At 62.8% G+C, this 13,828-nt stretch carries 11 protein-coding genes, 1 tRNA gene and 1 pseudogene; 10 read left to right on the forward strand and 3 right to left on the reverse strand.

Features of this window, described 5'->3' with window-relative positions; genetic code table 11:
- Position 1 precedes the first annotated feature (1 nt).
- The 5 genes and pseudogenes from ACK4OE_RS22905 to ACK4OE_RS22925 all read left to right on the forward strand — a co-directional run bounded on the left by ACK4OE_RS22905 (position 2) and on the right by ACK4OE_RS22925 (position 5,159).
- Positions 2-961 (forward strand): acetyl-CoA carboxylase carboxyltransferase subunit alpha, encoded by a 960-nt coding sequence (locus tag ACK4OE_RS22905; RefSeq protein ID WP_409888438.1) that lies wholly within the window; start codon positions 2-4, stop codon positions 959-961.
- A 146-nt stretch (positions 962-1,107) separates the two neighbouring features.
- On the forward strand, positions 1,108-2,964 hold the full coding sequence (locus tag ACK4OE_RS22910) for a methyl-accepting chemotaxis protein (protein WP_409888440.1): 1,857 nt from the start codon (positions 1,108-1,110) through the stop codon (positions 2,962-2,964).
- Positions 2,965-3,086: 122 nt separating this feature from the next.
- Positions 3,087-4,052 carry a tRNA lysidine(34) synthetase TilS gene (tilS, locus tag ACK4OE_RS22915; RefSeq protein WP_409888442.1) on the forward strand — a complete coding sequence of 322 codons (966 nt, stop codon included), beginning with the start codon at positions 3,087-3,089 and terminating at the stop codon, positions 4,050-4,052.
- An 81-nt stretch (positions 4,053-4,133) separates the two neighbouring features.
- Positions 4,134-5,024: pseudogene (locus ACK4OE_RS22920) on the forward strand (aspartate kinase).
- 42 nt (positions 5,025-5,066) lie between these two features.
- Positions 5,067-5,159, forward strand: a tRNA-Ser gene (locus ACK4OE_RS22925).
- Between the two features lie 433 nt (positions 5,160-5,592).
- Here the strand turns inward: ACK4OE_RS22925 and ACK4OE_RS22930 are convergent.
- The 3 genes from ACK4OE_RS22930 to ACK4OE_RS22940 are packed head-to-tail and all read right to left on the reverse strand — an operon-like array spanning position 5,593 to position 8,194.
- On the reverse strand, positions 5,593-6,036 hold the full coding sequence (locus ACK4OE_RS22930) for an RNA-binding S4 domain-containing protein (protein WP_409888444.1): 444 nt from the start codon (positions 6,034-6,036) through the stop codon (positions 5,593-5,595).
- Positions 6,033-7,496, reverse strand: coding sequence for a sensor histidine kinase (locus tag ACK4OE_RS22935; protein ID WP_409888445.1), 1,464 nt, complete (start codon positions 7,494-7,496; stop codon positions 6,033-6,035). Before ACK4OE_RS22935 ends, ACK4OE_RS22930 begins: the two co-directional genes overlap by 4 nt.
- A complete protein-coding gene (locus ACK4OE_RS22940; RefSeq protein ID WP_409888447.1) occupies positions 7,493-8,194 on the reverse strand; it encodes a response regulator in 702 nt (233 codons plus the stop codon). Before ACK4OE_RS22940 ends, ACK4OE_RS22935 begins: the two co-directional genes overlap by 4 nt.
- Positions 8,195-8,477: 283 nt before the next feature.
- Between ACK4OE_RS22940 and ACK4OE_RS22945 the strand changes: the two genes are divergently transcribed.
- The 5 genes from ACK4OE_RS22945 to ACK4OE_RS22965 all read left to right on the forward strand — a co-directional run.
- Entirely contained in the window at positions 8,478-9,437 is a 960-nt protein-coding gene (locus ACK4OE_RS22945) for a Bug family tripartite tricarboxylate transporter substrate binding protein (RefSeq protein ID WP_409888449.1), read from the forward strand.
- 86 nt (positions 9,438-9,523) lie between these two features.
- Positions 9,524-10,042: a tripartite tricarboxylate transporter TctB family protein gene (locus ACK4OE_RS22950; RefSeq protein ID WP_409888450.1), complete on the forward strand. Its 519-nt coding sequence runs from the start codon at positions 9,524-9,526 to the stop codon at positions 10,040-10,042.
- Between the two features lie 4 nt (positions 10,043-10,046).
- A complete protein-coding gene (locus ACK4OE_RS22955) occupies positions 10,047-11,555 on the forward strand; it encodes a tripartite tricarboxylate transporter permease (protein WP_409888452.1) in 1,509 nt (502 codons plus the stop codon).
- Between the two features lie 231 nt (positions 11,556-11,786).
- Complete coding sequence (locus tag ACK4OE_RS22960; RefSeq protein WP_409888454.1) at positions 11,787-12,440, forward strand: DUF2325 domain-containing protein; 654 nt, start codon at positions 11,787-11,789, stop codon at positions 12,438-12,440.
- Between the two features lie 105 nt (positions 12,441-12,545).
- Positions 12,546-13,828, forward strand: a 1,283-nt coding sequence (locus tag ACK4OE_RS22965) for a sigma-54 interaction domain-containing protein (RefSeq protein ID WP_409888456.1), incomplete at its 3' end; no start/stop codon positions are given.

Genomic DNA, 13,828 nt, shown 5'->3' on the forward strand with positions numbered 1-13,828 from the left:
TCTGGATTTCGAGCAGCCCATCGCCGAACTCGAATCCAAAATTGAAGAACTGCGCTACGTGCAGACCGAGAGTGCCGTCGATATCTCGGAAGAAATCGACCAGCTGAGCAAGAAAAGCCAGCAACTCACCAAAGACATCTACAGCGAACTGTCGCCCTGGCAGATCACCAAGATTGCCCGGCACCCTGAGCGTCCTTACACGCTCGACTACGTGCGCGACATCTTCACTGACTTTGTCGAGTTGCATGGCGACCGCCACTACGCGGACGATTTGTCTATCGTGGGCGGCCTGGCGCGTTTCAACGGCCACGCCTGCATGGTGCTGGGCCACCAGAAAGGGCGCGACACCAAAGAGCGCGCCATGCGCAACTTCGGCATGAGCAAGCCCGAGGGCTATCGCAAAGCCTTGCGCCTGATGAAGACCGCCGAGAAGTTCAAGCTGCCCGTGTTTACGTTCGTTGATACCCCCGGCGCCTACCCTGGCATCGATGCCGAGGAGCGCGGCCAGTCCGAGGCCATCGGCCGCAATATCTTTGAGATGGCGCAGCTCGAAGTCCCCATCATCACCACCATCATTGGCGAAGGCGGCTCCGGCGGCGCGCTGGCCATCAGTGTGGCCGACCAAGTGGTCATGCTGCAGTACGCCATTTACTCGGTCATCAGCCCGGAAGGCTGCGCCTCCATCCTCTGGAAGACCAGCGACAAAGCCCAGGAGGCCGCCGATGCCCTGGGCATTACTGCCCACCGCCTGAAGGCGCTTGGGTTGGTCGATAAAATTGTGAGCGAGCCGGTGGGCGGCGCCCACCGCGACCACAAGCAGATGGCTGCTTTCCTTAAGCGTGCGTTGGGCGATGCGTTCCGCCAGGTGGCTGACCTCAAGACCAAGGATTTGTTGGATCGCCGCTATGACCGTTTGCAAAGCTACGGCCGATTCACCGACACCAAGGCGGATAGCCGCTAAGACGTTCAACCAAGGCCCTTCGGGGCCTTTGTTTTTTTGGTGCTGCCTGAAGGCAATCAGCGCAAACCCCTGCTGGCGCACAACCTGACACCGGATGTAACATGGTTCCCGCGCTGCCCGCTGGGGTGGTTAAAGGGGGGGGCACTATGTCGTTTCTGAAGACGCTCAAAGGCCAGATTCTTCTGGTGTCAATCGCTTGTCTTGTGGCGGGGCTGTTGGCCCTCACGGTGGCCAACTACCTCACAGCCCGATCCCAGGCGTACGCCTCGCTCACAGCGCAGTCGCAGGCGCTGGCCCACAGCCACATCGAGACCTTGCGCGACTGGGCGCGCGGCAAGGCCGCCGTGGTCGAGTCGGCATCGGCCGCTCTCGAAGATGCCGAAGCCGCCAAGTCGCTGCTCATGCTGGCCAAGGCGGGCAATTTTTTGACCACCTACTTCGGGTACGCAGACAAACGCACGGTGTTCTCCGAGAAGCAGAACCTGCCGCCGGACTATGACCCCACAGGCCGCCCCTGGTACAAGCAGGCGGCGGGCAGCGACAGTTCGGTGCTAACCGCGCCGTATCCGGACGCGGGCGGTGCAGGGCTGGTGGTCACGTTTGCCAAGGCCGTTCGCGATGGGACAAACGTCAAGGCAGTGATGGCGGGCGATGTGTCGCTTGCTGCGGTGGTGGCCAACGTTGCATCCATCAAGCCCACGCCCGCCAGCTATGCCTTCTTGGTCGGCAGTGACGGCAACATCATTGCCCACCCGGATGTGAAGCTGGCGCTCAAACCGGCCACCGACATGGCACCTTCCCTCAGTGCTGCCACTTTGGCCGACATGGCCAAACGCGCCGACCTGAACGCGCTGGATCTGCAAGGTCGCCCTGTGTTGCTCACGGTAGCGCCGGTCACGGGCACGCCCTGGCTGTTGGCGATTGCGCTGGACCGGGGCGAGGCGCTCCAGGCCATTCGCACCATGCTGCAGGTGTCCATAGGCGCGGGCATCGTGGTGCTGCTGGTGGCGCTGGTTGTTTTGGCGGGCATCCTGTCGCAGCGACTGCGTCGGCTGACCTTGGTGCGAGATGCGATGCACGAGATCGGTGCAGGTGACGGCGACCTCTCGCGCCGTATTGACGCGCAGGGCGAGGACGAATTGGCGCAGATCGCCGTCAGCTTCAACAGCTTTGCAGGAAAGCTTTCAGGCGTATTGGCTCAGATTCGTGATGCCAGCAGCTCTGTGCGCGTGGCTGCCGAAGAGATCGCCACCGGTAACCATGACCTGAGCGGGCGCACCGAACTCACCGCCTCCAGTCTGGAGGAAACCTCGGCGTCCATGCAGCAACTGACAGAGACCGTGCGTCACAACGCAGACGCTGCGCGCCAGGCGAACCAGCTGGTGGCCCAGGCGTCCAGCGTGGCCCAACACGGCGGCCAGGTGGTGGGCAACGTGGTGACCACCATGGACCAGATCAACGTCGCGTCGCGCAAGATCAACGACATCATTGGCGTGATCGATGGCATTGCTTTCCAGACCAACATCCTCGCGCTGAACGCAGCCGTGGAAGCAGCGCGTGCGGGCGAGCAGGGTCGTGGCTTTGCTGTTGTCGCCAGTGAAGTACGCAGCCTGGCAGGGCGCAGTGCGGAGGCGGCCAAAGAAATCAAGCAGCTCATCAGCGCGTCGGTGGAGCAGGTGGAAAACGGCTCGCGCCTGGTGCACGACGCAGGCACCACGATGGACGACATCGTTACCTCGGTACAGCGCGTGACAGACATCATGGCTGAGATAACGGCGTCTACCAACGAACAGAGCACCAGCATCAACGAGGTGGGGCAGGCGGTCTCACACCTCGACCAGATGACCCAGCAGAACGCGGCGCTGGTAGAGCAAAGCGCAGCAGCGGCGCAGAGCTTGAAGGACCAGTCCGTGCGGCTGTCGGAGGTAGTGGGCACGTTCCGCTTGTCCGCTGATGCCGCGAATGCAGGGCAGCGTTTGTCGGAGCCCCCCCGCTTGATGTGATGGGTGAAGCATGCGAGGGCAGGGTGCCCGCGATAATCGGCGCCCATGCACGTGCACCTTGTTCATCGCTTTTGTGCGCCTAGTGCGGTTTCTCCGCGCCACGCCGTCGTCCGGGAGCTGAAATGACGCAGTCGTTCGATGCTGCCATGCGGGCGTTTGCGCCCGCACTCCCTCTGGCTGTGGGGCTGAGCGGCGGGGCGGACTCTACGGCGCTGCTGCTGGCATGCGCGCGCCGGTGGCCCGGGCAGATTCAGGCTATCCATGTCCACCACGGCCTGCAGGCGGCGGCCGATGGATTTGAGCAGCATTGCATCGCCTTGTGCCAAGGCCTTGGTGTACCGCTGTGGGTGGAGCGGCGGGACGCCCGCCATGCCCCGGGACAGAGCCCCGAAGATGCTGCCCGGCAAGCAAGATACAAGGCTTTTGAGTCTGTAGCGCTTGCCAGTAAAGCGCAAGCAGCTATTCAATCGATAGCATTGGCGCAGCATGCGGATGATCAGGTCGAGACGCTGTTGCTGGCGCTTTCGCGCGGTGCTGGGGTTGCCGGGCTGGCCGCTATGCCTGCCCGATGGGAACGCGCAGGAGTGGTGTGGCACCGCCCGCTGCTGCAGGTGGCTGGGGCAGATGTCCGCAATTGGCTGCATGCGCAGGGGCAGAGTTGGGTGGAAGACCCCACCAACACCGACGAGCGCTACACCCGCAACCGCATCCGCGCGCAGCTGTTGCCCATGCTGGAGGCTGCTTTTCCTGCGTTTCGAGAAACGTTTGCCCGCTCTGCTTCCAATGCCGCGCAGGCGGCCGAACTGTTGGAAGAGCTGGCGCAGCAGGACTTGGCGCAGGTTGGCACACCGCCGCAGATCACCGCGCTACAGGCCTTGAGCCGATCTCGCCAAACCAACGTGTTGCGCCACTGGCTGCGCAACACGCACCACACCACCCCGGCAGCGGCGCAGCTGAGTGAGCTGCTAGACCAGCTGGCGGCCTGCACCACGCGCGGCCACCGCATTCATATCAAGGTGGGGCGCGGCTTTGCGGTGCGGGCCGGGCTGCATCTTGATTGGTACGATCCACAGGGTTTGGTCCGCTAAACCGTACGAATACTGGCGGCGCGACAAAACAGTGTTTTCACCCTGCGCCGCAGCTTCGGATCCGTCACCCCAAAAGTTTCAGTGACATTGATCGTTCACAAATTCGGCGGCACATCGATGGGCTCATCGGAGCGCATCCGCAACGTCGCCAAGCGCGTCGCCAAGTGGGCCCGCGCCGGCCACCAGATGGTGGTGGTGCCCAGTGCTATGGGTGGTGAGACCAACCGTCTGCTCGCGCTGGCCAAGTAAGCCGCTCCTGCACGCGCCACAGAAGCCCGTCGATTGAAGACGGTGGGCTTCGAGGAAATGCTCGAAATGGCCAGCCTGGGCAGCAAGGTACTGCAGATGCGCTTGGTGGAATTTGCAGGCAAGTACAAGGTTCCCATGCGTGTGCTCTTCAGCTTTACGCCGTGGGACATAGGCGTCGACATCGACGACGAAGCCAAGTCTGGCAAGCTCGTCACTTTTGAGGAAGACGAAAAAATGGAACAAGCCGTTGTATCCGGCATCGCTTTCAATCGCAACGAAGCCAAGATCTCCGTGTTGGGTGTGCCCGACAAGCCCGGCATCGCCCGCCAGATCCTGGGCGCCGTGGCCGATGCCAATATCGAAGTTGACGTGATCATCCAGAACGTGAGCAAGGACGGCAAGACCGACTTCAGCTTTACCGTGAACCGCGGCGACTATGCGCGCACGGTGGAGCTGCTCAAGGAAAAAGTAGTGCCAGCTCTCGGCGCGCAGGAAGTGGTGGGCGACACCAAGATCTGCAAGGTGAGCATTGTTGGCATCGGCATGCGCAGCCATGTGGGCGTTGCCAGCAAGATGTTCCGCGTGTTGAGCGAAGAGGGCATCAACATCCAGATGATCTCGACCTCTGAAATCAAGACCTCGGTCGTGATCGACGAAAAGGACGTTGAACTTGCCGTGCGCAGCTTGCACACGGCTTTCGAGCTGGAGCAGGAAGCCGCCTAAACCGCCAGAAGCGCCTCAGAAATGGGGCATAATAGGCGGACTGGAAACGTGACCGAGTGGCCGAAGGTGCTCCCCTGCTAAGGGAGTATGGGGTGTAGAGCCTCATCGAGGGTTCGAATCCCTCCGTTTCCGCCAGAGCACAAAGCCCCAAGCGATCATTCGCTTGGGGCTTTTCTCTTTCTGAATCCAGGTTTCGTGCCTATCTGGACAGTGGGCCGAATTTGGGCACGGCAGCGTCGGACGCGTTCGAGACGGGAGTTTCTAACGGTGCATTTGGCTTGACCGTTAAGGGCTTACCTGGACTGGTCTGGCAGCCAAGAAGCATGGCGGCAAATGGGACAAATGCGACTGCGAGAAAGCGCATCGATGTGTTTCCTTCGTGGTCATGGGTTGAGGGCCGGAAATCCGGTGACGGGGCATCCGTCGGTGTTTACCGAATCCTGATGAGACAAAAAGTTTCAACGGAGGCGCATTTGTATGAGCGCATGCTCCATCTCGCCGCTGTCCAAGGGCGCATCACAAAGGCATTCGGGAAGTTACCGATGATTGGCAGATGCCGCGTGCGACGTCACTCGTCCACTGACGCGCTCCATCGGCTTCCCCAGCTTTTTCCCCTGCTGTCAGAGCGGTCGTTGACGCGGTCTATCTCGCGCCGGTCGCGTTTGGTGGGGCGGCCTTCCTGCAGGGTGGCGGCAGGTTCTGGCGCCAGGCGTCGTTGTTCTGCGGCCTTTTCTCTGGCGGCAATGCTCTCGGCGGTTTCCGCATACAACTGCTGCGCAACAGGGGCCGGCCCGCGGGCGCCGCTCAGGCCTTTGACGACCACAATGCGGGCGATCAAACCCTGCCGCAGCGCCACGGTATCGCCGCAGCGCAGGTCGCGTGCGGCCTTGACGGACTGGCCGTTGACGGTGACGCGGCCCTTGCCGATTTCTTCGGTTGCCAAGCTGCGGGTTTTGTAAAAGCGCGCGCACCAGAGCCATTTGTCCAGCCGCATTGTCTCCATCGTATTCATGGGGTGGATTGTGCCGCTTGCAGGGTATCGATGTTTTCGGCCCATGGGTGCGCTAACGGTAGGCGTACAACGGCGTCCAGCCCTGTCACACGGCCGGATTCAAACCGGTTGGTAAGGGCAATGCTGCCCTCCAGAGCCAGCACGATCTCCTGGCAAATCGCAAGACCGAGGCCGCTGCCCGTGCGCACATCGCCCGCTGAGAACGGCTGGAACAACCGGGTCGCCAGTTCATCATCAATCCCCGGGCCGTGGTCGCTGATGGTCAAGGCAACGTGGCGGCCATCTGTGCGCAGGTCGACGGTCAGCTCGCTGCCTTCGGGCGCGTGGCGCACGGCGTTGTGCAGCAAGTTACGGCTCAACTCGCGCAGCATCCATTCATGCGCCTGCATGTAGGTGGGCTCAGTGTGGATGCCGAAGTCCAGATCGCGCTGTGCGATGAGGGGAGAGATCTCGAGCGCTACCGCGCGCAGCACTTCGTCAAACCGCGTGATGGGAGGCGCGCTTTGCTGGCGCAGCTGCTCCACCTTGGCCAAGGCGAGCATCTGGTTGGCGAGCTGGGTGGCGCGTTCGACGGTGTCGCTGATCTCGTGCAGGGCCTGCATCGGCTCGACATCACCGCGTAGCGCCGATTGCACCTGGGTCTTGAGCACTGCCAGCGGCGTGCGCAGCTGGTGGGATGCGTCGCGCACAAAACGCTTTTGGTGCCGCAGCAGGTGCCGCAGGCGCTGCATGACTTCGTTGGTGGCGTCGATCAGGGGTTGAAGTTCGCGTGGAGCTGTGGGCGATGCAATGGGGCTCAGGTCGCCTTCGCGCCGTGCTTGCAATTGGTGGCTGAGCTGCCGGACCGGGTTGGTGGCGCGTTGCACCACCAGAACCACCGTGAATGCAATCACCGCCACCAGCAGGGCCTGGCGCAGCAGGGTGTTCCACAGGATCTGCAGTGCGAGCGTTTCACGCACTTCCAACGTTTCAGCCACCTGGATCACAGCCATTGCGCGCCCGTTGGAGCTGGCCACTGGTTGCAGCAGCACCGCAACCCGCACGTCGCGGTCGCGGAAGCGGTCGTCATAGAAGTCCACCAGGGCGGCATAGGGAGGCCGGGCAGGGATGGACCCATTCCAAACCGGGAGGTCGGAAAACCCTGACACCATTTCCCCGCGCAGGTTGGAGACGCGGTAGAACATCTGGCTCTGGTTGTCGGCCTCGAAGGCTTCCAGGGCGGAGTACGGCACCGTGGCGCGAAGCTCTGCGTCGTCGTCATAGCCCTTGACGTCCAATTGCTCGCTGATACTTTTGGCCGACGCGAGCAGGGTGCGGTCATAAGCCGTATTCAGCGAGTTCAGCGTCTGGCGGTACAGGCTGAAGGTGTTGAACCCCACAAACAAAGCCACCGGCAAAAGAATGCCCAAAAGCAGTCGCCGCCGCAGCGAGTGAGGGCCTGGCACCCGCTTTTTTTTCATGCGTCCGTCCGCAGCAGGTAGCCCAGCCCACGCAGCGTCATTAGCGTCAAGCCGGTGCCTGCCAGTTTCTTGCGCAATCGGTAGACCACGACCTCAATGGCTTCGTATTGCACGTCGAGCTGGCCGGGGAACACCAGTTCATAAAGACGCTCTTTGGTGACTGCGTGGCCGGGCTGGGCCAGCAACGCGTGCATCAGTGCCAGCTCGCGCGGCGTCAGCTCCATCACTTCGCCGTTAAGGTATAAGGCCCCGCTGTTTTTGTCGTATCGGATGGCGCCGATCTGTACATTGCTCGGTGCCAAGGGAGTCGTGTTGTTGCCCGGGTCAACGCTGCGGCGCACCAGCGCGCGCAGGCGGGCCTCCAGCTCATCCAGGTCAAACGGTTTGGACAGATAGTCGTCAGCGCCCGCGTTAAGCCCCATCACGCGGTCGCCTACCGTACCGCGTGCCGTGAGGATGAGTACCGGCGTGCGCATGCCACGGTTGCGTGCTTGTTGCAACACTTGCAGGCCGTCCAGGCCGGGTAGGGTGAGGTCCAGGATCACGGCGTCGGGTTGTCGGGCTGCCCATTGACTGAGCGCGGCGCGGCCGTCTCCCACGGCGGTGACTTCCATGCCGCGGCGTGTCAGTGCGCGGTGCAGTGTGGCCTGCATGGTGGGGTCGTCTTCGACAAGAAGCAATTGCATGCGCGGCACCATATCACTCCCGGACGGCCTGCGCGCTGTTCACCGAGTGCCGAAGGGGCGCTCGCGGCCTGCTGCGGTTTGGCCGAGCGCTGCGCAGGCCAGTGCCTCCGCGCAAGAGCTCCCAAGCCGCGCATGCGGCGCATTGCGTACGTGCGCTGGGAGTGTCCCCCTGCAACGGAGGGTGCGCAGCGGCCCAGAGGGCCCGATGCTAGTGTTTTCCCTGAGTCCGAGGACAGCCGTTTGACAGGCAGGGCGCGCATTATCGAGCGGTTCGCAAACCCTACAAGGAGACACCATGCGTCGCGATACCTTTCTCAAATCAATGGCTGCTATGGCTGCTGCAAGCGTGTTGCCCGTGTCGGCGCAAACCGCCTCGGCCATCAAGATGATGATTCCCGCCAACCCGGGCGGTGGTTGGGACTCCACCGGCCGTGCCCTGGGCAAGGCGATGCAGGATGCAGGCGCTGCGTCGTCGGTGTCCTATGACAACAAGGGCGGTGCGGCTGGTGCCATTGGCCTGGCGCAGTTCTCCAACTCCAGCAAGGGCGACCCGAACGCCATGATGGTGATGGGCGCCGTGATGCTGGGCGGCATCATCACCGGCAAGCCACCCGTGGGCCTGGACAAGGTGACCCCACTGGCGCGCCTGACCAGCGAATACAACGTGTTCGTCTTGCCTGCCAACTCGCCGTTCAAGACCATGAAGGACGTGGTCGACCAACTGCGCAAGGACCCCGGCAGCGTGAAGTGGGGCGGCGGTTCGCGCGGATCTACAGAGCACATTGCTGCGGCCATGATCGCCCGTGAAGTGGGCGTGGACCCTGCCAAGATCAACTACGTGGCTTTCCGTGGGGGCGGCGAGGCCACTGCAGCCGTTCTGGGTGGGAACGTCACCGTGGGCGGCAGCGGCTACAGCGAGTTTGCTGAATACATCTCCGCCGGCAAGATGCGTGCAGTGGGTGTGACGGCTGCCCAACGCCTCAAAGGCGTGAGCGTGCCTACGCTCAAGGAGCAGGGCATCAATGTCGAGATCGGCAACTGGCGCGGTGTGTATGGCGCGCCTGGCATCACGGCAGAGCAGCGCAAGGTGCTGATTGATGCGCTGGCCAAGACCTTTAAGCACAAGTCCTGGCAGGACGCCATGGAAAAGAACGGCTGGACGTCCGCATGGATGGCGGGCGACGAGTTCTCCAACTTCGTGGATGCAGAGTTTGCAAGCTTGCGCGCCACGATGGTCAAGTCCGGAATGATCTGATCTGAGGAAAGCGGCGGTGGGCCGGTGGTTGCGCGTCCTTGCGGGCGCGCGGCTTGGCCTTGCGCCGTCCGGCGTGAAAGAACAACATGACACAACAACACTCATCGCGCTCCAAGCCTTTGCAGACCCTCATCGGGACTGCTCTGATCGTGCTGGCGCTGGCGCTCGCCTGGGGTGCCAGCACAGTCAGCTCGGAAGCCGGGTATGGCGGCGTGGGTCCCAATTTCTTTCCCTGGGTTGTAAGCATTGCGCTGCTGGTCTGTGGCTTGCTGTGTGTGGTGCACGCGCTGACCGGGGGGTTTCGCGCGCTGGAGGAAGGCTCGGGCGACGTGCGTGCCCACTGGAAGGGCTTCATCTGGGTGTCCGCCGGGCTGCTGCTCAACGCCTTGCTCATCACCACGCTGGGCTTCATCCTGAGCTGCGCAATGTGCTTTGTGCTGTCGGTGCGGGGCTTCAAGAGTTCGGAAGGTGAGCTGGACCTGCGCCTGCAGGCCTGGATCAAGGACTCCGCCATTGGCATGGCCGTGTCTGCGCCCGTGTTCTGGATGTTTACGAAATTGCTGGCCATCAACCTGCCCGGCCTGACCAACACAGGATGGCTGTAAAACTATGGAAACACTGAATCTCTTGATGCAAGGGTTTGCGACCGCTGCAACCCCCATCAACCTGATGTGGGCCTTTGTGGGCTGCATCATTGGAACTGCAGTGGGCGTGTTGCCAGGCATTGGCCCCGCCGTGGCTGTGGCCATGCTGCTGCCCATCACCGTCAAGGTCGAGGCCACGGCTTCGATGATCTTCTTTGCGGGCATCTACTACGGTGCAATGTACGGTGGCTCCACCACGTCCATTTTGCTCAACACGCCGGGAGAGGCGGGGTCCATGGTCACGGCCATGGAGGGTAACAAAATGGCCAAGAGCGGTCGCGCCGGAGCGGCGCTGGCCACTGCGGCCATTGGCTCGTTTGTGGCAGGCACCATTGCCACAATAATGGTCACATTCTTTGCCCCTCTGGTCGCCGAATACGCCGTGCGCCTGGGGCCACCTGAGTATTTCATGCTGATGGTGCTGGCATTCACTACCGTGAGTGCGGTGCTGGGCAAGAGCACGCTGCGTGGCATGGTCGCGCTGTTTGTCGGTCTGGCCATGGGGCTGATCGGTATCGACCAGATCTCTGGGCAGGCGCGCTACACCGGCGGTGTACCCGAGCTGATGGACGGCATTGAGGTGGTGCTGATTGCTGTGGGCCTGTTTGCCGTGGGCGAAGCCCTGTACAACGTGATGTACGAAGGCCGCACCGACGAAACCCAGAACCGCCTGACCAGCACGCACATGACCAAGGAGGAGTGGAAGCGCTCCTGGCCGGCGTGGATTCGCGCCACGTTCATCGGTTTTCCGTTTGGCACCGTACCTGCAGGCGGCAGTGAGATCCCGACCTTTCTAAGCTATGCCGCCGAAAAGAAGCTGAGCAAGAACAAAGAGGAATTTGGCACCACCGGCGCCATTGAAGGCGTGGCAGGCCCCGAGGCCGCCAACAACGCAGCCATCACCGCCACGCTGATCCCGCTGCTCACGCTGGGTATTCCCACGTCGAACACCACGGCCATTTTGCTCGGCGCGTTTCAGAACTACGGTATTCAACCCGGCCCGCAGCTGTTCAGCAGCAACGGCGCACTGGTGTGGGCCCTGATCGCGTCGATGTACATCGGCAACGTGATGCTGCTCATCCTGAACCTGCCGCTGATCGGCCTGTGGGTCAAGCTGCTGAATATTCCCAAGTCGTACCTGTACGCGGGCATTCTGGTGTTCTCCACGCTCGGCGTGTACGGCATGCGCCAAAGTGCGTTCGACCTGGTGTTGTTGTATGCGATTGGCCTTTTGGGTGTGGTGATGCGCCGCTATGACTTCCCGGCTGCGCCGGTGGTGGTGGGCATGATTTTGGGCCCCTTGGCCGAGGCGCAGATGCGTAACGCGGTGTCGATTGGCGAGGGCAAATGGACGATCTTCCTGGAGCGTCCAGGCTCGCTGACGCTGATCATCATCGTGCTGGCCGTGCTTATCGTGCCGCGTTTGCTCAAGCGCTGGGCGGCAAAACGATTGGCCATGGCGCAGGCCGGATAGAACGGATGCGCAGGCAGCTGCGCCCCTTTCACCCAGAAAAAACCGCGCTGACATGGCGCGGTTTTTTGTTTTTGGGCGTCCGTTTTTGCCGGGCGCTTTGCAGGTGTTTGTGCAAGCCAGACACCGGAGGCTTTGTGCCCCCGGTGCCCTCCCCACCAAGGTGACTTGCGTGCTCACAAGCCGCGAATTGTACCATAAAATGCGAATAGTTCTTATTTGCAAGGATGGTGCATGCATTCACTGCCACAGGAATTTTTGGCCCTTTGCCGCCAGTTGGGCGATGCTCAGCAGCGCTGCAGTGCCGCCATAGCGGCGCAGGCCGCCGAGATCGACGCTTTGAGGTCTGAAGTCGTGCGGCTGCGGGGTGCGCTGGTGGTGCGCGACACGCGTCTGGCCATGGCACACGACGCGCTGGGGCAGGCCCAGGCCGCAACCCCCGGCCTGCCACGCCGCAAAGCCATGGCGCGCCATATCAGCATGCTGGCCGAGCGCATCACCGCCTTGTCGCGCGAATGCCTGCGCTGGCGTTTGGCAGCCGAGGTAGACGCTCTGGACATCCAACGCGCAAAGCAGGGCGGCGCCGCGCTGACCGAGGCCACTCATCCCTCACATACGCGGCCGGTGGGTGAGGCGCAGGCGTATGACCTCGACGCTAATTTGGCCGCAGCAGACCTGGTCATCTGCCAGACCGGTTGCATTAGCCACGACGAGTACTGGCGCGTGCAGGACCATTGCCGTCGCACCGGCAAGCCCTGCATTTTGGTAGACCAGCCCCTGACCACGCTGCAGCCCCTGCGGGTGTCTCGCATGATCCGAACACCACACGCAGCGCCGATGGCGCTCAACGCAGAATTGCCCGTGATTTTGAATGAAAATGACCTCTAGCGCCTGATGGATAAGCGCTAGTAGCTATAAAAATAGTAGCTATTGGGCTTGGCAAGGCCTGTGCAGCCGACCCAGCCCGCACCGCCTGCGCGCTACCATCCGCAGATGCCTTTGCTCACCGACGACGCCCCCGCACTGCCGCTGGATGCCCAGGGCATTCTGGAACTGGCGGCGCGCTCCATGTTCCAGCTGTTCTCCAGCGTCAGCCAGGGCATGTTCCTGGTGGACCGCAGTGGTCGCATCGTGTGGGTGAACGAGGGCTACCAGCGCTTCCTGCCCGACCTCGGGTTCTCGTCGGTGGACCAGTTTGTCGGCCGCACGGTGGAGGAGGTCATCCCCAACACCCAGATGCGCCGCGTGCTGGAGACCGGCCAGCCGGTGCTGATCGACCTGCTCACCAACAAGGCGGGCACCTTTGTGGTCAGCCGCATCCCACTGCGCGACGATGCCGACCGCGTGATTGGCGCCATCGGCATCGTGCTGTTCGACCACCCCGAGACCACGCTGCAGCCGCTGATCAGCAAGTTTGCCCTGCTGCAGCGCGACTTGGACGACGCCCGGCGCGAGCTGGCCAGCCAGCGGCGGCGCAGCCTGACGGTGGCGGGCGACGGCGAGCGGCGGTCCAAATACACCTTTGCCAGCTTCATCGGGTCGAGCCCCGCTGCGGCCGAGGTCAAGCGCCAGGCACGCCGTGCAGCGCAGTCCACCAGCCCGGTGCTGCTGTTGGGTGAAACGGGCACCGGCAAAGAGCTTCTGGCCCACGCCATCCACGCTGCATCCAGCCGTGCCAGCGGACCGTTCGTCAGCGTCAACATCGCTGCCGTGCCCGACACGCTGCTGGAGGCTGAATTCTTTGGCGTGGCGCCCGGAGCCTACACCGGCGCATCGGCCAAGGGGCGCGACGGCAAGTTCAAGCTGGCCGACGGCGGCACGCTGTTCCTCGACGAAATCGGCGATATGCCCCAAAGCCTGCAAGCCAAGCTGCTGCGCGCGCTGCAGGAAGGGGAGATCGAGCCGCTGGGTAGCAACAAGCTGGTGCCCTTCAACGTACGCATCCTGGCCGCCACCTCGCGCGACCTGGCTGGCCTGGTGCGTGAAGGCAAGTTCCGCGAAGACTTGTTCTACCGCCTGCACGTGCTGCCGGTGCGCGTGCCACCACTGCGTGCGCGGCGCAGCGACATTCCGGCACTGGTCGAGGCTCTGGGCGACGACCTGGCGCTGCGCAACGGCACGCCACCGCCCGAGTTGCTGCCCGAAGCCATGGCCCTGCTCGCTGGCCAGCCCTGGCGCGGCAACATCCGCGAGCTGCGCAACGTGCTGGAGCAGGCCGTGATGCGCAGCGAGGGCCAGTCCATCGACGCGGCGCAGCTCGAACGCATCCTGCGCGA

This window comes from Acidovorax sp. (assembly GCF_046314175.1).
GTDB lineage: Bacteria > Pseudomonadota > Gammaproteobacteria > Burkholderiales > Burkholderiaceae_C > Acidovorax.